This is a genomic window from Pseudomonas sp. MM227 (assembly GCF_947090715.1).
Lineage (GTDB): Bacteria > Pseudomonadota > Gammaproteobacteria > Pseudomonadales > Pseudomonadaceae > Aquipseudomonas > Aquipseudomonas baltica.
Genome location: NZ_OX352319.1, coordinates 4,359,927 through 4,382,377 on the forward strand (window position 1 = coordinate 4,359,927; position 22,451 = coordinate 4,382,377).

Here is a 22,451-nt window from a genome sequence, read left to right on the forward strand (position 1 = left end):
ACCACCAGCGCGTGCCGCTATACTGCGCATCGCCTACCCAGGAGCGAGCATGGACATCAAGCAACTCAAATTCCTTATCGCGTTGGATGAAACCCGTCATTTCGGCCAGGCCGCAGCGCGTTGCCACATCACCCAGCCGACCCTGTCGATGCGCCTGCGCAACCTTGAAGAAGAGCTCGAGTTGCCCCTGGTGAAGCGCGGCCAGCGCTTCGAAGGCTTCACTGCCCCAGGCGAGCGCGTGCTGGCCTGGGCGCGCACCGTGCTGGCCGCCTACGACGGCCTGCAGGCGGAAGCCGCGGCCTGTCGCGGGCATCTGGTAGGCACCTTGCGCCTGGGGGTGGTGCCGCTGTCCAGCTTCGACCCGGTGCCACTGCTGCACACCCTGCACGGTGCGCATCCGAACCTGCGCTTCGAGCTCAGCTCGCTGAGTTCCGAACAGATCCTCGAGCAACTGGCGAGTAACCGCATCGACCTGGGGGTATCGTTTCTGGAGCGGCTCGATCAGGAGCGCTTCGAATCGAGGGCGCTGGGAGAAACCCGCATGGGCCTGTTGTTCGATCAACGCCACTATGATTTCGGCGAGCAGGCCTTAAGTTGGGAGGCGCTCATCGAGTTGCCGCTGGGCATGCTCACCACCGGTATGCACTTTCGCCAGTCCATCGACCACAATTTCCACTCCCGCGGGCTGGCGCCGCAGCCCTTGCTGCAGACCGACGCGGTTCACCAGTTGATCCAGGCCGTACACGGCGGCCTGTGCTGCGCCATCATGCCCCTGGCCGGCGGGCTGGAAGGGCTGACCGAGCACTTGCGCCTGCAACCCATCGCCGACGCCCACACGCTGGCGCCGCTGGGGCTGATCATGCGCCGCGCGGCGCCGCGTTCGGCACTGGCCGAAGCCTGCTTTAAGCTGTATGACGCGCCATGATCAATGCGGTCTATCGTCGCATCGGCAATAGCAATTAGACGCTGGCTCGTCCTGCGCCTAGGCTAAAGGCTGAATTCACTGCCGGTCCATTCCCATGAACGCCAAGCACCCGGCCAGCGCGGTGCCCGTTTCTTCCTCGGTTGCACCCCTCGCCAACCCCATCGCCAGCCAGACCTACAGTTATTGCAGCTTGAGCCTGGACGAGCCCGGCAGTACGCCGCTGGCCGAAGAAGTGGCGCTGGCGATCGCCTACAACGGCATCAGCCAGGCGGTGATGCTGGTCACGCCCACCGATCTCGAAGACTTCGTCACCGGCTTCAGCATCGGCAGCGGCATCGTGGCCGATGCCAATGAAATCTACGACATCAAGCTCAGCGGCACTGGGTCGGCACGCCACGCCGAGGTACAGATCGCCAACCGCGCCTTCTGGAACCTCAAGACCCAGCGTCGGCAATTGGCCGGCAGCAGCGGTTGCGGGCTGTGCGGGGTCGAAGCCGTGGAGCAGGCACTGCCTGAACTGGCCGTGCTGGCCGGCGCCGACTTGCCGCCGGTGCAGTGGCTCGAGGGCCTGCGCCAGCGCATCGGCGCCTTCCAGCCCCTGGGGCAACGCAGCGGCGCGGTGCATGCGGCGCTGTTCATGGACGCCCAAGGCACCCTGCTGCTGGGCCGTGAAGACATAGGCCGGCACAACGCGCTCGACAAAGTGATCGGCGCCCTGGTGCGGCAGAACATCGACAGCACCGGCGGCCTGGCCATCGTCACCAGCCGGTGCAGCCTCGAACTCATCCAGAAAGTACTGCGCGCCGGCATCCAGACCCTGGTCAGCCTGTCGTCGCCCACCGGCCTGGCCCTGCAATGGGCACGCCGGCACAACCTGAACCTCATTCACCTGCCGCAGCACAGCGCGCCGCGGGTCTATAGCCCTGCGTTGGAGAATCAAGCGTGAGTATTCACAATCAAGCCGACAAGACCCCTGTTCCCCGCTACAAGCCCTACAAAGGTGCAGCGGGTGGCTGGGGCGCACTGATCAGCGTGACGCAGTTCTGGCTGAGCAGCGACAACGCGCTGAAGAACATCCGCACCCTGCTCAAGACCAACCAGAATGGCGGCTTCGACTGCCCCGGTTGTGCCTGGGGCGATTCGCCGGAAAGCGGCATGGTGAAGTTCTGCGAAAACGGCGCCAAGGCGGTGAACTGGGAGGCGACCAAGCGGCGTGTCGACCCTGCCTTCTTCGCCAAGCACAGCGTCACTTCCCTGCTCGAGCAGAGTGACTACTGGCTCGAGTACCAGGGCCGTCTCACCGAGCCGATGGTCTACGACCCTGCCAGCGACCGCTACGTGCCGATTGCCTGGGACGATGCGTACGCGCTGGTCGCCAAGCATTTGCTCAACCTTGAAAGCCCGGACCAGGCCGAGTTCTACACCTCGGGACGGGCCAGCAACGAAGCGGCCTACCTGTACCAATTGTTCGTGCGCGCGTTCGGCACCAACAACTTCCCCGATTGCTCGAACATGTGCCACGAAGCCAGCGGCGTTGCATTGTCGCAGAGCATCGGGGTGGGCAAGGGCACGGTGACGTTCGACGACTTCGAGCACGCCGATGCCATCTTCGTCTGGGGGCAGAACCCCGGCACCAACCATCCGCGCATGCTCGAACCTTTGCGCGAAGCGGTCCAGCGCGGCGCGCAAGTGGTCTGCATCAACCCGCTCAAGGAGCGCGGCCTGGAGCGCTTCCAGCACCCCCAGCATCCGATCGAGATGCTTACCAACGGTGACCGTCCGACCAACACCGCCTACTTCCGTCCGGCACTGGGCGGCGACATGGCGATGATGCGCGGCATGGCCAAGTTCCTGCTGCAATGGGAACGCGAGGCCCAGGCCAACAATGCGCCGTCGGTGTTCGACCACGACTTCCTCAACGAGCACACCGCCACCGTGCTGGAATACCTGGCCGCGATCGATGACACGCCATGGGCGCACATCGTCGAGCAATCCGGCCTGCCGCTGGAGGACATCGAACTTGCCGCGCGCATGTACCTCAAGGGCAAGAACGTGATCATGTGCTGGGCCATGGGCATCACCCAGCATCGCCACTCGGTACCGACCATTCAGGAAATCTCCAACCTGATGCTGTTGCGCGGCAACATCGGTCGTCCCGGTGCCGGCCTGTGTCCGGTAAGGGGTCACAGCAACGTGCAGGGCGACCGCACCATGGGCATCAACGAGCGCCCACCGGCGTTCCTCCTCGACGCCCTGGAAAAACGTTTTGGCTTCAATGTGCCGCGCACCAACGGCCATAACGTGGTGGAAGCCATCCATGCGATGGCCGAAGGCAGGGCCAAGGTCTTCATCGCCCTGGGCGGCAACTTCGCCCAGGCCACGCCGGACAGCCCGCGCACGGCGCAGGCGCTGCGCAACTGCGAGCTCACGGTGCAGATCAGCACCAAGCTCAACCGCAGCCACCTGATGCACGGCAAGCAGGCACTGATTCTGCCCTGCCTGGGTCGCACCGACATCGATCAACAAAGCGAGGGCCCACAAGCGGTCACTGTGGAAGATTCGTTCAGCATGGTGCACGCCTCCAATGGCCAACTGCAGCCGCTGTCGAAGCACATGCGCTCGGAGCCAGCCATCGTTGCCGGCATCGCCGCCGCCACGCTCGGTACGCAGCCGGTGGACTGGAACTGGCTGATCGGCGATTACGATCGCATTCGCGATCTGATCGCCGACACCCTGCCCGGCTTCAAGGACTTCAACGAACGGCTCAAGCATCCGGGCGGTTTCTACCTGGGCAACAGCGCCGGTGCTCGCCGCTGGAACACGCCCAGCGGACGGGCCAATTTCAAGCCCAACCGCCTGCCGCTGGACCTGATCGACGAACGCGTACGCGCCACCGGCCAGATACCGGACCTGATCATGCAGTCGATGCGCTCCCACGACCAGTACAACACCACCATCTACGGCCTGGACGACCGCTATCGCGGCGTGCGTGGCCAGCGTGACGTGCTGTTCGCCAATGAAGCCGACATCATTCGCCTGGGCTTCCGTCCAGGGCAGAAAGCCGATCTGGTGTCGATCTGGGAGGACGGTCGCGAAAGGCGCGTGAAGGGCTTCACACTGCTGGCGTTCGACATTCCGGCCGGTCAGGCCGCAGCGTACTACCCGGAGGTCAATCCGCTGGTGCCGCTGGAAAGCGTGGGCGAAGGCAGCAGCACGCCTACTTCGAAGTTCGTTGCCATCCGCCTGGAGCAGCCCGCCCCGAGCGCCCGCATCGCCTGATGTCGAGCGCAGCCCCGTGTCGCGGCGCATGGGCCGCCAACGCGGCTTGCGCCGCTGCTATAGCTAGATCATACGCCCTGTAGCAGCGACGCCAGCCGCGTCGCTTTTGATCGTGATCTCGATCTTGACAAAAAGACGCCACTCCGGAAGTACGTGCGACCACCCTCCCTGCTCAAAGTTTCCCCATGAAACTTCCGAATCTCGGAACTGCGTACCCATCGTGCTTTCCATCACATCGTGCTTGTCGGCTGACCCATCGCATTGCAAAGTCGCGCCGTCATCCCTCTGAGATCTGATCGATGAAATTTCCCTCGATACTTTTGTTGACCCTTGGCCTGGTGACAGGCGCTGCTTCTGCAGGCAGCAACACCGAAGCCGGTGTAGGGGGCGCATTGGGTGGGGTTCTGGGCGCGGTGGTAGGCCAGCAACTGGGCGGCAGCACCGGCTCGACCATTGGCGCAGGCCTGGGTGGTGCCGCCGGCAGTGCAGTGGGCGCAGACAAGCGCAATCGCGGCCAGGCCGCCATTGGTGGCGCGCTGGGCGCTGCAGGTGGCAACGTGGTGGGCCGCACCGTGGGCGGCAGCACCGGCGGGCTGGTGGGCGCGGCGACGGGTGGCGGCGCAGGCGGCGCATTGGGCAACTACATGGGTACCTCGGCCGACCGCGACGACCGTGACGATCGTCGCTATCGCGGCCACGACAATCGCGGCAAATCGAAACATCGCGACCGCGGCCGCCACGTCGGCCACAACAAGCACTGGCGCGATCGCTGAGCCAGGCTTTCTGCAAACGCGGCAGGCGGCAAGGCTTCTAGCTGCAAGCCTTTAACCTACCGCCTGTCCCAGAGCCATAAAAAAACCGCCCTCAAGGGGCGGTTTTTTATTTCAGCAGACGCTTACAACTGCGGACCGGCAGCCTTGATCGAGTCGCTCACTTCGAACTTCTTGAAGTTCTCGATGAACAGCGAAGCCAGGCCTTTGGCCGCTTCGTCGTAGGCAGCTGGGTCGGCCCAGGTGTTGCGCGGGTTGAGCAGATTGGTATCGACGCCCGGTACGACCTTTGGCACGTCCAGGTTGACGATGTCCAGGTGCTCGGTCTCGGTCCCGATCAGGGCGCCGCTCTGGATCGCTGCAATCACGCCACGGGTGGTGGGGATGTTGAAGCGCTTGCCAACGCCGTAGCCACCACCGGTCCAGCCGGTATTGACCAGGTAGACCTTGGAACCGAAGCCACGGATACGCTTGATCAGCAGCTCGGCGTACTCGCCCGCCGGACGCGGGAAGAACGGTGCGCCGAAGCAGGTCGAGAAGGTCGACTTGATGCCGCTGCCCGAGCCCATTTCGGTCGAACCTACCAGTGCGGTGTAGCCCGACAGGAAGTGATAGGCAGCCTGCTCTTCGCTGAGGATGGACACAGGCGGCAGCACGCCGGTCAGGTCGCAGGTCAGGAAGATCACGGCATTGGGCTCACCGCCCAGGTTCTTCGGCGCGCGCTTCTCGATCAGCTCGCGAGGGTACGCGGCACGGCTGTTCTGGGTCAGGCTGTCATCGGCGTAGTCGGCCTTCTTGTCGGCATCGAGCACGACGTTTTCCAGCACGGCGCCGTGTTGAATGGCTTTCCAGATGACCGGCTCGTTCTTCTCGGACAGGTCGATGCACTTGGCATAGCAACCGCCTTCGATGTTGAACACCACGCCCACGCCCCAGCCATGTTCGTCGTCGCCGATCAGGTAACGGCTTTCGTCGGCCGAAAGCGTGGTCTTGCCAGTGCCCGACAGGCCGAAGAACAGAGTGACGTCGCCGTCTTCGCCCATGTTGGCGGCACAGTGCATCGGCAGCACGTCGGCAGCCGGCAGCAGGAAGTTCTGCACCGAGAACATGGCCTTCTTCATTTCGCCGGCATAGCGCATGCCGGCGATCAGCACCTTGCGAGCCGCGAAATTGATGATCACGGTACCGTCGGAATTGGTGCCGTCGCGCTCTGGGACGCACTCGAACTCAGGCGCATTGAGCACCTGCCATTCGTCCTTGCCACCGCCGTTGTACTGCTCGGGGTTGATGAACAGGCAACGGCCGAACAGGTTGTGCCAGGCGGTCTGGGTGGTCATCTTGACCGGCAGGTAGTGCGCCGGATCGGACCCTACATGAACATGGGAAACGAACCGCTCGCGCTCGCCCAGGTAGGCTTCGACACGATTCCACAAGGCATCGAACTTGTCGGCCGGGAATTTGCGGTTGATCGGGCCCCAGGCGATGGCGTCCTGGGTGGTGGGCTCTTCGACAATGAAGCGGTCGACTGGCGAACGACCGGTGCGATGACCGGTACGCACTACCAGAGCACCGGTATCGGCAAGCTCGCCTTCACCACGGTTCAGGGCTTCTTTAACCAGATCGTCTACAGTCAGATCGGCGTACACGGCGTTCTTGGCTTGCGTCATGAGGTTCCCCGTCGGCTCTGGGCCGAGTGTTCCAAACATTTTGTAGTAAGTTTACAACAACCACTACAGCTAAAAAGTGGGCCGGATTATGCCAGAAACGCTCGAAAAGAATAGCGTCCTCCGGTCGGTAACGGCGTTATTCCGGCGTGTTTTTCTTCATTTAGCGAGACTAAATCGCTTCAGTGACGGGTATCTGACGGAGCGTCGACACCAGCACCACTGAAGAGTTGATCGACGTCGGTGGCGTCAAACAAGTAGCGCTGGTTGCAGAACTGGCAGTCGATTTCCACCGTACCGCCATGCTCCTTGAGCAACTCGCGTGCATCGTCGTGCCCCAGGCTGACGAGCGCTCGTGCCGAACGCTCCCTGGAACAACTGCAGCGAAACCGTATCGGCTGGGTATCGAAAAGCCGCAGTGCCTGCTCGTGATACAGGCGGTACAGCACGGTTTCGTTATCCAGGCCCAACAGTTCTTCGGCCTTGAGGGTGTCCGCCAGGGTGGTGGCGGCCGTCCAGCTCTCGGCGCGCTCGTCCTCGTCCTTGATCACGGCGGCAGGCAACTGCTGCAGCAGCAAGCCACGGGCACGGGTGCCGTCGGCCTTGAGCCAGAAGCGCGTGCCGAGCTGTTCGGAGAGGGCGAAATAATTCGAGAAACTTGCCGACAGGTCGGCACCTTCCAACTCCACGATGCCTTGGTAGCGCTGGCCTTCGGTAGGGTCGATGGTCATCGCCAGGGTTCCGGCGGGCATCAATTCGGGCAGGCCATCGGTGTCGTTGATCTGCTCGGCGTGGAAACGCGCCAGGCCGCGGATCTCGCGTTCGCTGGAGCACTCGATCATCAACAGTGGCACGGGGCCTTCGGAACGGGCCTGCAGGATCAGCAAACCGTCGAACTTGAGCGTACCTACCAGCAGGGCCGCGGCAGCCATGAACTCGCCCAGCAGCAACTGCACCGGCAACGGATAGTCGTGCTTGGCCAGAACCTCGGCATAGCTGCGCTCCAATGCTACCGCCTCACCGCGTACATCGGCGTCATCGAAAATAAAGCGTTGGGTGAAATCGGCTTCAGGAAGATCGTGCATAATTCCAGTATCTGAGAATGGTGACAAAATGTGTAGCGGCTTTTATAAAGCCCGCTTCAGAGCGTTCGCTTGATCGCTCACTGCCCTGTAGATGTAGAGGTATCTTATGAACAAAGCCCCGCTGTTCCAAGCCAGGTGGAACGTTAGCGGCTTGCTGCTGTGCAATACAATCCCGATCATGCTGTTGTGCTTCTGGTTATGGCCTATTGGCCATCATTTGTGTACAGCATTCGACGAATGGCTGTTTCGCCTGCTCAACGCGCCCTTGGCCAGCAACGCCGCCTGGCGTTACGCCTGGACCCTGGGCAGTCTGCGCCCTTTCGATATCGTGGTCGGCGTGATCATGCTGGCGCTGCTGATCCGCGGCAATTGGGTGTTCAAGGCCCGTCAGGTTCGCCAGGCTTTCTTCGGCTTCATGGCTGTGCTGTTGCTCTTAGTGGTGGTGCGCGCGCTGTTTTCCAAGTGGATACACGCAATGGGCTGGGACCATGACAGCCCGAGCATGGTATTGGCCGACCCGGTACTGCTCAGCGACTGGTACCCGAACCTGGAACGTCACTGGGAGCTCAAGGACCGCTCCAGTCAGAGTTTTCCCGGCGATCACGCTTCGGTGCTGTTGATCTGGGCGCTGTTCATGAGTGTCTGTACCCGCAGGCTCGGGCAGTGGCTGTGCATCTGGGCCCTGGCCGTGGTGTTCATGCTGCCGCGCCTGGTGGCTGGCGCCCACTGGGGGCAGGACGACTACATTGGTGGCGTGTTGATGGCCGTCTGGGCGCTGGGGTGGGGGTATTACACACCTTTCGCGGCCCACACTTCACAGTGGCTCGTACGTGCCACCGAGCCACTGTTCAGGCTGCTGGCGAAGCTGCCGGTGCTGGGACGGTTGAGTATCGTCGCGGGCTGATGTGTCGTCCGTGCCGGCCTCTTCGCGGGCAGAGCCCGCTCCCACCCGCCCCGCTCCCACAGTTTTTCCTTGTGGGAGCGGGCTCTGCCCGCGAAGAGGCCGGCACTGCGCTGCATCAATCCACTGAGCGAAAACTGAACAGCTGCCGGCGCTGCTTCTTCGAAGGCTTGCCATCGGTGGTAACACCCAGGGCACCTGCCTTGCGCATGGCCGCCGCGGCCTCGCGCCTGGCCTGGCTCTGTTCGGTCTCGCGGTAGAGCGTCTGCGCTTCCGGCGCCCCACGCCGCACGATTGAAAGCGCCTCGATGATCACGCTGCGCTCTTCGAAACCGGTGCGTATCTGCAACTCGTCGCCCACGTGTGGCTCCTTGCCAGGCTTGCAGCGCTCGCCGCGGTAATGCACCTTGCCGCTCTCGATGGCTTCCTTGGCCAGCGCACGCGTCTTGTAGAAGCGCGCCGCCCACAGCCATTTGTCCAGACGGACCTTTTCCTCTTCTTCCTGCTTGTGCTTCTGTGCCACAGGCTCACCTCGCGAAATGCCGTCATCAAACTGTACTACCGTGCCTGTCGGATGCAAGCGGCGGTCTTTGCGATTACAGTGCACGCATGCTTGCCAAGCGGCGTCGGGCTGGGTTGAATTGATCCGGTCCGCGCCGGTCTGAAGCTTGCGTATACGGGTCCATCCCTACCTCTTGCGGTTTGCCGATTTGAAGACATTTGACCATCTGACCGTTATCGGTCTGCGCGAGTGGGTGGCGCTGCCCGATCTGGGTGTCGCCGGCCTGCGCGCCAAGATCGATACCGGCGCCAGCACCTCCAGCCTGCACGCCACGGACATCGAGCCGTTCACCCGTGCCGGTGAAAAATGGGTGCGTTTCACCGCTCATCTGGGCACCGTGGTACAGCTGCGCCACCGGCGCTGCGAAGCGCCGCTGGTGGCGATGAAAACCATCAAGAGCTCCAATGGCCATGCGCAGACGCGCTACGTGATCAAGACCACCCTGGCCCTGGGCGACCGGGTCTGGACAGTGGAATTCACCCTGGCCTGCCGCAAGTCCATGCGTTACCGCCTGTTGCTCGGCTCCAAGGCGCTGGTCCATGGCCAACTGGTCGTGAACCCGGGCGTCACCTACGTTCAAGACAAGCCGGTGTTCCCGGCCTCTACTACCTCTGCCACAGGTGTTGCATGAAGATCGCTGTGCTGTCGCGCAATCCGCGTCTGTATTCCACTCGTCGTCTGGTCGAAGCCGGTACTGCCCGTGGCCATGAAATGGTGGTGATCGACACGCTGCGCGCGTATATGAACATCGCCAGTCACAAACCGCAGATCCACTACCGCGGCAAACCGCTGCAGGGCTTCGATGCGGTCATTCCGCGCATCGGCGCGTCGGTGACGTTCTATGGCTGCGCGGTGCTGCGCCAGTTCGAAATGATGGACGTCTTTCCGCTGAACGAATCGGTGGCCATCGCCCGCTCGCGGGACAAGCTGCGCTCGCTGCAGCTGCTGTCGCGACGCGGTATCGGCCTGCCCGTCACCGGCTTCGCCCACTCGCCGGACGACATTCCCGACCTGATCAGCATGGTCAACGGCGCACCCCTGGTGATCAAGGTGCTCGAGGGTACCCAGGGCATCGGTGTGGTCCTGTGTGAAACCACCAACGCCGCCGAATCGGTGATCGAAGCGTTCATGGGGCTCAAGCAGAACATCATGGTTCAGGAGTACATCAAGGAGGCCGGCGGTGCCGACATCCGCTGTTTCGTGGTGGGTGACAAGGTGATCGCTGCGATGAAGCGCCAGGCCAGGCCAGGTGAGTTTCGCTCCAACCTGCACCGCGGCGGCTGTGCCAGCCTGATCAAGATCACACCCGAAGAGCGCATGACCGCGATCCGCGCCGCCAAGGTGATGGGGCTCAGCGTCGCCGGCGTGGATATCCTGCGCTCCAACCACGGCCCGCTGGTGATGGAGGTGAATTCATCACCCGGCCTGGAAGGGATCGAGGTGACCACCGGCAAAGACGTGGCCGGGATGATCATCGAACACATCGAAAAGAACAGCGGCCCGAACATGACCCGCACCAAGGGCAAGGGCTAAACACCGCAACATGCCGTTCGGCCAGCGTTGGCGAACGGCATCCTCGTGGTGGCAGCGCTAAACGGCGTCCCTGGGCAGCATCAGGCCCAGCGGCAGCCTGACACGCGCCTCCAGCCCACCCGTCGACCGATTGCGCAACTCCACGTTGCCGCCATGCATGGCAGCGATGCGCTTGACGATCGCCAGGCCCAACCCGGTGCCCTTGCCACTGCGGGCGCGGTCCCCGCGAATGAACGGGTCGAAGATGCCGGCCAGTTCGCCCGGATCGATGCCTGCCCCCCGATCCACCACACTGAGCACCACATAGGGCGCGTTGTCGTCGCCCGAAACATGGACCGCCACTTCCACGCCGCTGCCGGCATGGTAGAGGGCGTTGCCGATCAGGTTGTTCAGCAGGCGCTTCATCGACACCCGGCGCAGCGGGAACGGCGGGATCGGTTCCAGGCGAAGCAGTACCTGTTCTTCTGCCTGGTTATAGGGCGCGACCACTTCCTGCACCAGATGGCCCAGATCGACGACCTCGACGCTTTCGTCACGGCCGTCGCGAATGAAGGCCAGGAACTGATCGAGGATCGCGTCCATGTCCTCGATGTCGCGGACCATGTCGGGGGTGAACTCGTTGTCCGAGGTCATCAGTTCCAGTGACAGCCGCAAGCGGGTCAATGGCGTGCGCAGATCGTGGGACACCCCGGCCAGCATCAGCTCGCGCTCGCGGCCGGCCTGTTCGACGTCCTCGGCCATCTGGTTGAACGCTCGGTACACCTCGGTCATTTCGCTGGGCGTGTCGCTCACCGGCAGGCGCACGCTGCGGCCCTGCCCCAGTTGCCGGGCGGCGAACACCAGACGCTTGAGCGGCTGGTTGAGCTGACGCACGAATATCCAGGCCGAAGCGGTCGATAGCAAGCCGATCGCGAGGAACCAGCCCAGCACGCTCCAGATCTTCTGCCCACGCAAAGGGTGCGGGTACAGAGGCACTTTCAACCAGCCCGCGCCCAGGCTCGGCGCACGCACCCACAGCGCGGGCGGGGCGTGGACGCGCAGGCGCACTTCGGTGTCTTCGCCCAGTTCGGCCTGCATCTGGCGTTGGTAGATTTCACTGTACGGCCAGTGCTGCTCGCCTTCCGGCACGCCGCCGCCGACCACCCGGATCAGGCCCGCCGCATCGGCGATCTGGTCACGGTTGTTCTCGTCCGCCGCCCAGTAGGCACGCAGCGTCAGCGCCACGCCGTGGCTGTACTGGCGGTCGACCAGCACGTCTTCGTTCATCAACAGGTAGACCAGGGTCAAGGCCTTCGAGAACAGGACGACGACCAACACCAGCCAGAGGGTTCGGGCGAAAAAACTTTGGGGAAACCAGACAGGGGTTTTCATTGCGTGGCGATCACATACGTTGCAGGAGCGAGCAGGCTCGCAGACATTGTGGATGACGAACATCCCGAATCAACGAGTGATTCAGGATATCGCTCCTACAAAAACCCCGGCAGTCTATCGGGCAGCGTTGCCATCGGGTACGAACACGTAACCCACACCCCAGACCGTTTGAATGTAGCGAGGCTTGGAGGGGTCGGGCTCGATCATGCGGCGCAGCCGCGAGATCTGCACGTCGATGGAACGCTCCAGGGCATCCCATTCACGTCCGCGAGCCAGGTTCATCAGCTTGTCGCGGGTCAGTGGCTGGCGCGCGTTCATCACCAGGGCCTTGAGCACGGCGAACTCACCGGTGGTCAGCATGTGCACTTCGTCGCCGCGCTTGAGTTCGCGGGTGGCCAGGGAAAGCTCGTAGTCGCCGAAGGAAACCGATTCGTCCTCGCTGCCCGGAGCGCCGGGAACCGGCGCCGACTGGCGACGCAGCACGGCCTTGACGCGCGCCATCAGTTCATCCGGGTTGAAGGGCTTGGCCAGGTAGTCGTCCGCGCCCAGTTCCAGACCCTTGATCCGGCTGAGTTCGTCACCCTTGGCGGTCAACATGATGATCGGGACCTGGTTGTTGCTGGCACGCAGGCGGCGGCAGGCAGACAGACCGTCTTCACCGGGCAGCATCAAGTCCAGGACAACCAGATGGAACACTTCACGGGCGAGCAGGCGATCCATTTGCTCGACATTGGGCACGGCGCGCGCACGGTAGCCTTTGCTGGTGAAGAATCGCTCCAGCAGGCTGCTCAGTCCCGGATCGTCGTCAACGATGAGGATCTTTTCACCTTCGGCTGCTTGTGCGGTACTGCTCATGGGTTGCTCCTCTGATCTCGGCGCGCATTATGGCGTAGCTGCCAACGCTCGTGCCGTGTGCATTGTTAGCAGATTTTTCCTGGCCCGCCAGTCACAATCCTCGATCGTCCAGGCGTCGGGTTCGCGCCGCGACGATGTCGCTGGGTATACTGCACGGCTAGTCAGCCGGGCTCGGCGGGGATTGCACCTTGTACCCAACATTTTTCAGGTGGTTATCATGATCAGCATAAACAGCCGCATCGCCGAGGAACTCGGCGTCCGCCCTCAACAGGTCGAAGCGGCCGTCGCACTGCTGGATGAAGGTTCGACCGTGCCTTTCATCGCTCGTTACCGCAAGGAAGTGACCGGCAGCCTGGACGACACCCAGCTGCGTCACCTCGAAGAGCGCCTGCGCTATCTGCGCGAACTCGACGAGCGCCGGGCAAGCATCCTCGCCAGCATCGAGGAGCAGGGCAAGCTGACCCCCGAGCTGGCCCGCGAGATCAACCAGGCCGACACCAAGACCCGCCTGGAAGACCTTTACCTGCCGTACAAGCAGAAGCGCCGCACCAAGGGCCAGATCGCCCTGGAAGCCGGCCTCGGCGAGCTGGCCGATCGCCTGTTCGGCGACCCTGCGCTGACCCCGGAAGCGGAGGCGGCACGGTTCGTCGACAGCGACAAGGGCGTCCTCGATACCAAGGCCGCGCTTGAAGGCGCCAAGTACATCCTGATGGAACGTTTCGCCGAAGACGCCACGCTGCTGGCCAAGCTGCGCGGTTTCCTCAAGCAGGAAGCCGTGCTCAGCGCCCGGGTACTGGCCGGCAAGGAAGAGGAAGGCGCCAAGTTCCGCGACTACTTCGAGCATGACGAACCGCTCAAGAGCATGCCTTCGCACCGCGCCCTGGCGATCTTCCGCGGACGCAACGAGGGCATCCTCGGTTCTTCGCTGAAGGTCGGCGAGGAACTGCCGGGTACCCTGCACCCGTGCGAGATGATGATCGCCGAGCGTTTCGGCGTGAAAAACCAGCAGCGGGCCGCCGACAAGTGGCTCGGCGAAGTGGTGCGCTGGACCTGGAAGGTCAAGCTCTACACGCACCTGGAAACCGACCTGCTGAGCGAGCTGCGCGAGAACGCCGAAAGCGAGGCCATCAACGTCTTCGCACACAACCTGCACGACCTGCTGCTGGCCGCCCCGGCCGGCCCACGCGCCACCCTGGGCCTGGACCCGGGCCTGCGCACCGGCTGCAAGGTGGCGGTGGTGGATGCCACCGGCAAGCTGCTCGATCACGCCACGGTGTATCCGCACGTTCCGCACAACAAGTGGGACCAGACCCTCGCCACGCTCGCCGCGCTGTGTGCCAAGCATGCCGTGGACCTGATTGCCATCGGCAATGGCACTGCCAGTCGCGAGACCGACAAGCTGGCGGCCGAGCTGATCAAGAAATACCCAGGCCTGAAAATGACCAAGGTCATGGTGTCCGAAGCCGGTGCGTCGGTGTATTCGGCCTCGGAGCTGGCTGCTCGCGAGTTTCCCGATCTGGACGTGTCTATCCGCGGTGCGGTCTCCATCGCCCGCCGCCTGCAGGATCCGCTGGCCGAACTGGTCAAGATCGATCCGAAATCCATCGGCGTGGGCCAGTACCAGCACGATGTCTCGCAGCTCAAGCTGGCGCGGGGCCTGGATGCCGTGGTCGAGGACTGCGTGAACGCCGTGGGCGTGGACGTCAACACCGCGTCCGTGGCGCTGCTGGCGCGCATCTCCGGGCTCAACGCCACACTGGCGCAGAACATCGTCGCCCACCGCGACGAGCATGGTGCATTCAGAACCCGTGCGGCGCTGAAGAAAGTCTCGCGCCTGGGCGAAAAAACCTTCGAACAGGCGGCGGGCTTTCTGCGCGTCATGAACGGCGACAACCCGCTGGACGCCTCGGCCGTGCACCCCGAAGCATACCTGCTGGTGCAGCGCATTGCCGCGGGCACCGATCGCGACATTCGCTCGCTGATCGGTGACAGCGGCTTCCTCAAGCGCCTCGATCCGAAAAAATTCACCGACGAAACCTTTGGCCTGCCCACCGTCACCGACATCCTGCAGGAGTTGGACAAACCGGGCCGCGACCCTCGCCCCGGATTCAAGACTGCCGAATTCCAGGACGGTGTCGAAGACCTCAAGGACCTGCAACTGGGCATGGTGCTCGAAGGCGTGGTCACCAACGTGACCAACTTCGGCGCGTTCGTCGATATCGGCGTCCACCAGGACGGCCTGGTGCATATCTCGGCACTGTCGGAAAAATTCATCAAGGACCCGCGTGAAGCGGTGAAGGCTGGCGACGTGGTCAAGGTCAAGGTGATGGAAGTGGACATTCCGCGCAAACGCGTCGGGTTGTCGATGCGCATGGGCGACACGCCCGGCGAGAAGATCGACGGCGCACGTGGCAGCCGCCCTGGTGCCGCCGGGCGCCAGCAGGCCGCTCCGGCGCGCGTCAAGGAACCTGCCGCCGCACCGGCCAGTGGTGCCATGGCGTCGTTGTTCGCCAATGCCAAACAGCTGAAGAAGCGCTGATGCAGGTCGACGACGAGTTGACCCAGAGCGCCTACTTTCGCAACCTTGGCTGCGAGGTGCGGCGCCTGGACGCCGGCGTGGCCGAGGTGGCACTGCCACTGGCCGCGCACCTGCGCAATCGTGGGCAGGTGATGCACGGTGGCGCCATCTTCAGCCTGGTCGACATTGCCATGGGCCTGGCATGTTCCACCGCGCACGGTTTCGATAATCGAAGTGTCACGCTCGAATGCAAGATCAATTACCTTCGCGCGGTGTCAGAAGGTGAGGTGATCTGCAAGGCCCAGGTATTGCACGCCGGTCGGCGCACGATGGTGGTCGAGGCCGAAGTGCTCCAGGGCGAAAAACTGATGGCAAAAGCACAAGGTACCTTCGTGGTTCTCTAGCCCGAAGGGGCCGTTATGCGGTAATTTCGGCACGGCGCAGGCGGTGCCGGACGCCGCACGGCCTGCACCCTGCCCGATCGAAACCAGGCGACAACGCCGGTTCCTTTTTGTCTTCACCCTTGCAGACCGTCCGCTCCACCCCCATATCGGGGCGACTGACGCGTGAAGGAATCCAACTTGAGCGAATTTCTCAACCGCCGCCTGACTTTGCTCGGCGAGCCTGCCACCCTTTCCCTGCTCGCGCAGTGCCTGCATGGCATAGAGCGCGAGTGCCTGCGCGTCAACCACGAGGGTCGCCTGGCACAGACGCCACACCCCGAGGCGTTGGGCGCGGCGCTGACCAATGAACAGGTCACTACGGACTATTCCGAATCGCTGCTGGAATTCATCACGCCCGCGCTCCAGGATCCTGCACAGACCCTGCACAGCCTCGAGCAGATCCACCGCTTCGTGTACAGCAAGCTGGGCAGCGAGTATCTGTGGAGCCCCTCCATGCCCTGCCCGCTGCCAGCCGAGGAAGACATCCCGCTGGCCTACTACGGCACCTCGAACATCGGGCGCCTCAAGTATGTCTATCGCCAGGGTCTGTCCCTGCGCTATGGCCGCACCATGCAGTGCATCGCCGGCATTCACTATAATTTTTCCCTGCCCGAGCAGCTGTGGCCGGTGCTCAAGCAGGCCGAGGGTTACGTCGGCACCGATCGCGATTATCAGTCGGCGGCCTATATCGCACTGATCCGCAATTTCCGCCGCTACAGCTGGTTGCTGATGTACCTGTTCGGCGCCTCGCCGGCGCTGGATGCAGGCTTCCTGCGCGGACGTGCCCATCAACTCGAGCAACTGGATGCGCAGACGCTGTACCTGCCCTATGCCACCAGCCTGCGCATGAGCGACCTGGGCTACCAGAGCAATGCCCAGGCGGGCCTGACGCCGTGCTACAACGATCTGGCCAGCTACACCGACAGCCTGCGCAAGGCGGTTGCCACGCCCTACGCACCTTACGTCCAGGTCGGTACGCACAAGGATGGCGAATGGGTGCAGTTGAACACCAACATTCTGCAGATCGAAAACGAGTACTACTCCAACATTCGTCCGAAACGAGTGACCTACAGCGGCGAACGGCCGATCCAGGCCTTGATGGCGCGCGGCGTGCAGTACATCGAAGTGCGCTGCCTGGACATCAACCCGTTCCTGCCCACCGGCGTCGACCTGCCCGAGTCGCGTTTTCTCGATGCGTTCCTGCTGTTCTGCGCGCTGGAAAGCAGCCCGCAGATCGACAGTGCCGAGTGCTCGGCGTGCACCGACAATTTCCTCAACGTGGTCAAGGAGGGTCGCCGCCCTGGCCTGCAGTTGCAGCGCAATGGGGAAGCGGTCGAGCTCAAGGACTGGGCCAATGATCTGCTGGAGCGTATCGACGCCGTCGCCGCCCTGCTCGATCGCAGCACTGGTACCGATGAGCACGTGCAGGCGATGGCGGCGCAGCGTGCCAAGGTTGGCGATGCGTCGCTGACGCCGTCGGCGCAGGTACTGGCAAAGATGGCCGAGCAGAAGCAGAGTTTTGCCGAGTTTTCCTTCAGCCAGAGCCAGGCTCACGCCGACTACTTCCGCGAACAGCCATTGAGCCCCCAGGACCAGGCGCGCTTCGAACAGCAAGCCCGCGATTCGCTGGTAGCCCAGGCGACGCTGGAAGCCGAAGAAGTTGGCGATTTCGATCTGTTCGTCGGCTCCTATCAGGCAAGCATCCTCGCCATCAGCAACTGACCAAGCGGTCGATCCTCGAAAGACCGCGGCGCCTGCTTCGCGGCCACGGACCGCTCCTACGGATGGCCTCGACCTCACGTAGGAGCGGTCATCGGCCGCGAAAGGGGCACCGCCGATCCAGCGGATGCCCCGCTACAGCGCTTTTTCGAAGATCTTCGAATTGCGCTGGTAGTTGTACAGCGAGGCGCGCGCCGAGGGCAGGCGTTCGACGCCGCTGGGCACGAAGCCACGCTCGCGAAACCAGTGCGCCGTACGGGTGGTCAGCACGAACAGGGTGCTGAGTCCGAGCGCGCGCGCCCGTTCCTCGATGCGCTCGAGCAGCTCGTCGCCACGCCCGCCGTGGCGGTATTCCGGATTCACCGCCAGGCAGGCCAGCTCGCCGGTCTGCGAATCGGCGATCGGGTACAACGCCGCGCAGGCGATGATCATGCCTTCGCGCTCGACCACGCTGAACTGGGTGATCTCACGCTCCAATACTTCCCGCGAGCGGCGCACCAGAATGCCCTGCTCTTCCAGCGGGCTGATCAAGTCCAGCAACCCACCGACGTCTTCGATGTTGGCTTCGCGCACCTGTTCGAACTGCTCTTGCGCCACCAGGGTGCCGCCGCCATTGCGAGTGAACAGCTCGGTCAGCAGTGCACCGTCTTCGGCGTAGCTGACGATATGCGCGCGGCTGACGCCACCCTTGCACGCCTGGGCGGCGGCATCGAGCAACTCGCCCTGGTAGTCGTTGCCCAGACGCAGCAAGTGCGCCGGTACCTGCTGCGGACGCAGCTCGCGCACCAGATGACCGGTTTCGTCGAGCAAGCCCGGCTCGGCGCCGAACAGCAGCAACTTGTCGGCTTCCAGGTCGATGGCAGCCCGCGTGGCCACGTCTTCGCAGGCAATGTTGAAGATCTCGCCGGTGGGCGAATAGCCCAGTGGCGACAGCAGCACGATCGAGCGTTCGTCGAGCAGGCGATTGATGCCCTTGCGATCGACCCGGCGCACTTCGCCGGTATGGTGGTAATCGACACCCTCGACCACGCCGATCGGCCGCGCCGTGACCAGGTTGCCGCCCGCCACGCGCAACCGCGAGCCCTGCATCGGTGAGGACGCCATGTCCATGGACAGGCGTGCCTCGATGGCGATCCGCAGGTGACCCACCGCATCGATCACGCATTCGAGCGTGGCTGCATCGGTGACCCGCAGGTTGCGATGGTAATGCGGGCTCAGACCGCGCGCGGCCAGACGGCTCTCGATCTGCGGGCGCGACCCGTGGACCAGCACCAGGCGCACGCCCATGCTGTGCAGCAGCACCAGGTCGTGGACGATATTGCCGAAGTTGGGGTGGGCAACGCCTTCGCCGGGAAGCATCACCACGAAGGTGCAGTCACGGTGGGCATTGATGTAGGGAGAAGCGTGGCGAAGCCAATTCACGTAGTCGGGCATGACAGCAAAAGCCTGTAGAAAAGTGGGACGAAAAGCATCACTCGGCGCACAGCGGTATGAGGGTTATCGTCGTGACAGGCTAGGCAACACGCGTGCACTCCTTGCATGGATGGCGGCCTCGGGCGCGGCCAGATTCAGGTGATCACCGATTCGAGGCAGTAATGCCCGATCAGTTCACGCAATAGACGCACGGTAGGCTGCAAACGTGACATTTCGAGGTATTCGCCGGGCTGGTGGGCACAGGCGATGTTGCCCGGACCCAGCACCAGGGTTTCACACCCCATGCTCTGCAGGTATGGCGCCTCGGTGCCGAAGCCCACGGCGGCTGCAGTGTGCCCGGTCAGGCGCTCGGCGACCCGGACCAGCTCGGCGTCGGCACGCTGCTCGAAGGGGGGGACCTCGGCGAACAACGGGGCGTAGTCGATCTTCACCTGGTGCAGCTCGGCCAACGGTGCCAGCTTGCCGAGAATCGCGGCACGCAGGACCTGCGGGTCCATGCCCGGCAACGGCCGCAGGTCGAACTCCAGCGAGCATTGCCCGCAGATACGGTTGGGGTTGTCGCCGCCGTGGATGCAACCCAGGTTCAAGGTCGGCTGGGGCACACTGAACTGCGCGTTGTTGTACTCGCGCTGCCACTGCCGGCGCAGGCTCAGCAACTCGCCGATGGCCCCGTGCATCGCTTCCAGGGCGCTGTGGCCCAGGCTTGGGTCTGAGGAATGGCCACTGCGACCGAGGATGTCGATGCGCTCCATCATCACCCCCTTGTGCAGGCGGATCGGCCTGAGCCCGGTCGGCTCGCCGATGACCGCAGCACGGCCCAACGGGCGACCGGCCGCGGCCAGCGCCTTGGCGCCGGACATCGAACTTTCCTCGTCACAGGTGGCGAGGATGATCAGCGGCTGCTTGAACGGCTGGTCGATCAGGCCACGCACCGCCTCGATCGCCAGCGCGAAGAAGCCCTTCATGTCGCAACTGCCCAGCCCGACCCAGCGTCCGTCGACTTCGGTGAGCTTGAGCGGATCGGTGCTCCACAGCGCCTCGTCGTAGGGCACCGTGTCGCTGTGCCCGGCCAGCACAAGGCCGCCGGGGCCGCTGCCGAACGTGGCGATCAGGTTGAACTTGCCGGGCTCGACCTGCTGGATATCGCAGGCAAAATCCAGATCGGACAGCCAGCCGGCCAGCAGATCGATCACCTGGCGGTTGGACTGGTCCAGGCTGGGCTGGGTGCAACTCACCGAAGGCGCCGCGATGAGGGCGGCGAACTGTTCCTGCATGGACGGCAATGGCATGGCGAACCTCCCGGGGCGAGCCCCATCATAGAGCCATCGGGCGCCAAGAATAAACCGCCGTGGCGCGACTGCTGTACACTGCACGGCCTTATCTAGTCATCAGCGCGTTGTTGTCCGCCAGCGCTTGGATTGCCCCCTCATGCACAAAGAAACCGAAATCAAACTGCGCGTCAGCCGCGAAACGCTCGCTGCCTTGCGTGAGCACCCTTTGCTGAAGAAGCGCAACAAAAGTGGCTGGGAGCGCCGAGAGCTGTTCAACCAGTACTTCGACACGCCTGCGCGCGAACTGGCGGCGGCCAAGGTTGCCCTGCGCCTGCGTCGCGATGGCGAAGAAGTCATCCAGACCCTCAAGACCCGAGGCAGCAGCGTGGCCGGGCTGTCGCAGCGCAACGAGTACGACTGGACCCTGCCCAAGGCCAAGCTCGACCTGAAGAAACTCGACGGCGAATGCTGGCCCGAGCAACTGGCCGAACTGGACAAGAAGACCATCAAGCCGGTGTTCACCACCGATTTCGTGCGCGAGCGGGCAGAGATCGCCTGGGGCCGCGGCAAGGCCCGGGTGGTGATCGAAGCCGCCCTGGACCTGGGCAAGGTCATCGTCGGCAAGCAGTCCGAAGAGATCTGCGAACTGGAGCTGGAGCTGCGTGAAGGTGAGCCATCGGCATTGCTCGAGCTGGCCGCCGAACTGGCCGAGAAACTGGCGCTGATGCCTTGTGACATCAGCAAGGCCGAGCGCGGCTATCGCCTCAGCGATCCGGACAGCTACGCCCTGAGCCTGCCGGCGCCGGAACTGAACGCTGAAACCTCGCTCGACGACGCCTTCACCGCCTTGGCCTGGCACCTGTTGGCGAACAGCCAGCGCCTGGCCGAGCAGTACCGTTTCAACGGCCACTGGCGCCTGCTGCAGGACTGGGTACAACAACTCGTCGAACTGCGCGGACTGGTTGGCAGTCTCGGCCAGGCCGCTCCACGCACCAGCAGCAACGAGCTGCGCACCTCCCTCGATGCGCTGCTCGAAGACTGGCGCCCGCTGGTGCAGGCCGGGCAGGAGGACGAGGACGTGCGCAAGGCCGCGCCCGAGCAGTTCGCCGAAGAGCTGCTGGACGTGCGCTGGGGCCAGTTCTCGCTGAACACTTCGCGCTGGCTGCTGGGCCGCCTGTGGACGGTCGAGCGCAACAACCGCGGCAACCGCCAGGGCGCCGCCCAGCTGCAAAGCTGGCTGGGCCACCTGCTGGCCGAAGAAGGCGCAGCGCTGCAACTGCCGCGCTACCAGCAGCAACCCGAGGACCTGGCCGAGCAGTTGCCACGCATCGAACGCATCCAGAGCTGGCTGCACCTGGCCCGCGGTGTGCTGGACGTGCCGGAAGTCGACCGCCTGTTCGGCGAACTGAACAAGCTGCATGCCTTGGCCAGCCTGGATATCAGCGATGAAGTGCTGGACGCGCGGATGCAGCAGGCCATTGCCGTGAGCCAGAACCGCGCCTGGAAACTGCTGCTGCGCAAGTAAGCTTTGCGGGGTTTTTCCGACCTCTTCGCGGCTGCCAGCCGCTCCTACAGGGTGTTGTGAACCTGTAGGAGCGGCTGACATCGCGCCTCACCGATTCACCGGCAAACTGGTGGTGGACTTGATTTCGGACAGCGCCACCGTCGAATTCACCTCTTGAATGCCCGGCACCATCGACAGTTTCTCGAAGAAGAAACGCTCGTATGCTTCGATGTCCGGCGTGACGATGCGCAGCAGGAAATCGACATTGCCCATCAACACATAGCACTCCAGCACTTCCGGAAAGCCGCGTATCGCTTCGGTGAACTCGGTGAAGTTCGAGCGACCGTGGGCGTTGAGTTTCACTTCGGCGAATATCTGCGTGTTGAGGCCGATCTTCTTGCGGTCCAGCAGCGTCACCTGCGCCCTGATCACGCCCTCTTCCTTGAGCCGCTGGATGCGCCGCCAGCAGGGTGACTGCGACAAACCCACCTGCTCGGCGATCTGCGCGCTGGAAAGCGTGGCGTCCTCTTGCAGCAATGCGAGGATGCGCCGGTCATAAGCATCCAAAGAACTTTGCATAGAAATGCCTCTGCCTTGCTGTTTATGGAATTGCACAA

At 63.4% G+C, this 22,451-nt stretch carries 19 protein-coding genes; 11 read left to right on the forward strand and 8 right to left on the reverse strand.

Going from position 1 to position 22,451, the window contains the following annotated elements; all coding sequences use genetic code 11:
• Nucleotides 1–49 precede the first annotated feature (49 nt).
• The 4 genes from ONG87_RS19850 to ONG87_RS19865 all read left to right on the forward strand — a co-directional run bounded on the left by ONG87_RS19850 (nt 50) and on the right by ONG87_RS19865 (nt 4,977).
• Nucleotides 50–925 (forward strand): LysR family transcriptional regulator, encoded by an 876-nt coding sequence (locus tag ONG87_RS19850; RefSeq protein WP_192059459.1) that lies wholly within the window; start codon nt 50–52, stop codon nt 923–925.
• A 94-nt stretch (nt 926–1,019) separates the two neighbouring features.
• A complete protein-coding gene (gene fdhD, locus ONG87_RS19855) occupies nt 1,020–1,871 on the forward strand; it encodes a formate dehydrogenase accessory sulfurtransferase FdhD (protein WP_122479837.1) in 852 nt (283 codons plus the stop codon).
• Nucleotides 1,868–4,204: an FdhF/YdeP family oxidoreductase gene (locus tag ONG87_RS19860; RefSeq protein ID WP_264381908.1), complete on the forward strand. Its 2,337-nt coding sequence runs from the start codon at nt 1,868–1,870 to the stop codon at nt 4,202–4,204. The genes fdhD and ONG87_RS19860 overlap by 4 nt, the downstream gene beginning before the upstream one ends.
• A 299-nt stretch (nt 4,205–4,503) precedes the next feature.
• Nucleotides 4,504–4,977 carry a glycine zipper 2TM domain-containing protein gene (locus ONG87_RS19865; RefSeq protein ID WP_185794733.1) on the forward strand — a complete coding sequence of 158 codons (474 nt, stop codon included), beginning with the start codon at nt 4,504–4,506 and terminating at the stop codon, nt 4,975–4,977.
• 122 nt (nt 4,978–5,099) lie between these two features.
• Here ONG87_RS19865 and ONG87_RS19870 read toward each other — a convergent pair whose 3' ends face one another.
• Both ONG87_RS19870 and hslO read right to left on the reverse strand, forming a co-directional pair.
• Entirely contained in the window at nt 5,100–6,641 is a 1,542-nt protein-coding gene (locus ONG87_RS19870) for a phosphoenolpyruvate carboxykinase (protein ID WP_185794732.1), read from the reverse strand.
• 179 nt (nt 6,642–6,820) lie between these two features.
• Entirely contained in the window at nt 6,821–7,723 is a 903-nt protein-coding gene (hslO, locus tag ONG87_RS19875) for an Hsp33 family molecular chaperone HslO (RefSeq protein ID WP_122479841.1), read from the reverse strand.
• Between the two features lie 106 nt (nt 7,724–7,829).
• Here hslO and ONG87_RS19880 point away from each other — a divergent pair, with 106 nt between their 5' ends.
• Complete coding sequence (locus tag ONG87_RS19880) at nt 7,830–8,627, forward strand: phosphatase PAP2 family protein (protein WP_264381909.1); 798 nt, start codon at nt 7,830–7,832, stop codon at nt 8,625–8,627.
• 115 nt (nt 8,628–8,742) lie between these two features.
• On the opposite strand, the gene ONG87_RS19885 is transcribed toward ONG87_RS19880, so the two are convergent.
• A complete protein-coding gene (locus ONG87_RS19885; RefSeq protein WP_185794730.1) occupies nt 8,743–9,147 on the reverse strand; it encodes an RNA-binding S4 domain-containing protein in 405 nt (134 codons plus the stop codon).
• A 247-nt stretch (nt 9,148–9,394) separates the two neighbouring features.
• Here ONG87_RS19885 and ONG87_RS19890 point away from each other — a divergent pair, with 247 nt between their 5' ends.
• Both ONG87_RS19890 and rimK read left to right on the forward strand, forming a co-directional pair.
• Nucleotides 9,395–9,817, forward strand: a complete 423-nt coding sequence (locus tag ONG87_RS19890; protein ID WP_236690498.1) for an ATP-dependent zinc protease — start codon at nt 9,395–9,397, stop codon at nt 9,815–9,817.
• On the forward strand, nt 9,814–10,719 hold the full coding sequence (rimK, locus tag ONG87_RS19895; RefSeq protein ID WP_122479844.1) for a 30S ribosomal protein S6--L-glutamate ligase: 906 nt from the start codon (nt 9,814–9,816) through the stop codon (nt 10,717–10,719). The genes ONG87_RS19890 and rimK overlap by 4 nt, the downstream gene beginning before the upstream one ends.
• 57 nt (nt 10,720–10,776) lie before the next feature.
• Here the strand turns inward: rimK and ONG87_RS19900 are convergent, their stop codons facing one another.
• A complete protein-coding gene (locus tag ONG87_RS19900) occupies nt 10,777–12,090 on the reverse strand; it encodes an ATP-binding protein (RefSeq protein ID WP_122480125.1) in 1,314 nt (437 codons plus the stop codon).
• Between the two features lie 114 nt (nt 12,091–12,204).
• Nucleotides 12,205–12,945, reverse strand: coding sequence for a two-component system response regulator OmpR (gene ompR, locus ONG87_RS19905; RefSeq protein ID WP_122479845.1), 741 nt, complete (start codon nt 12,943–12,945; stop codon nt 12,205–12,207).
• A gap of 217 nt (nt 12,946–13,162) precedes the next feature.
• Between ompR and ONG87_RS19910 the strand changes: the two genes are divergently transcribed.
• From ONG87_RS19910 to gshA, 3 genes are all read left to right on the forward strand, one after another.
• Nucleotides 13,163–15,484 (forward strand): Tex family protein, encoded by a 2,322-nt coding sequence (locus ONG87_RS19910; protein WP_192103176.1) that lies wholly within the window; start codon nt 13,163–13,165, stop codon nt 15,482–15,484.
• Nucleotides 15,484–15,867, forward strand: a complete 384-nt coding sequence (locus ONG87_RS19915) for a PaaI family thioesterase (protein ID WP_122479847.1) — start codon at nt 15,484–15,486, stop codon at nt 15,865–15,867. The genes ONG87_RS19910 and ONG87_RS19915 overlap by 1 nt, the downstream gene beginning before the upstream one ends.
• Nucleotides 15,868–16,044: 177 nt before the next feature.
• The gene (gene gshA, locus ONG87_RS19920; protein ID WP_122479848.1) at nt 16,045–17,628 is read left to right on the forward strand and encodes a glutamate--cysteine ligase; all 1,584 of its coding nucleotides are present in this window, start codon (nt 16,045–16,047) and stop codon (nt 17,626–17,628) included.
• A gap of 132 nt (nt 17,629–17,760) precedes the next feature.
• Here the strand turns inward: gshA and argA are convergent, their stop codons facing one another.
• Entirely contained in the window at nt 17,761–19,059 is a 1,299-nt protein-coding gene (gene argA, locus ONG87_RS19925) for an amino-acid N-acetyltransferase (RefSeq protein ID WP_192137864.1), read from the reverse strand.
• Nucleotides 19,060–19,193: 134 nt separating this feature from the next.
• Entirely contained in the window at nt 19,194–20,348 is a 1,155-nt protein-coding gene (gene argE, locus ONG87_RS19930; RefSeq protein WP_264381910.1) for an acetylornithine deacetylase, read from the reverse strand.
• A 139-nt stretch (nt 20,349–20,487) separates the two neighbouring features.
• Between argE and ONG87_RS19935 the strand changes: the two genes are divergently transcribed.
• Nucleotides 20,488–21,855 (forward strand): inorganic triphosphatase, encoded by a 1,368-nt coding sequence (locus tag ONG87_RS19935; RefSeq protein WP_185794726.1) that lies wholly within the window; start codon nt 20,488–20,490, stop codon nt 21,853–21,855.
• An 87-nt stretch (nt 21,856–21,942) separates the two neighbouring features.
• On the opposite strand, the gene ONG87_RS19940 is transcribed toward ONG87_RS19935, so the two are convergent.
• Nucleotides 21,943–22,413, reverse strand: a complete 471-nt coding sequence (locus ONG87_RS19940; protein WP_122796211.1) for an Lrp/AsnC family transcriptional regulator — start codon at nt 22,411–22,413, stop codon at nt 21,943–21,945.
• Nucleotides 22,414–22,451 lie beyond the last annotated feature (38 nt).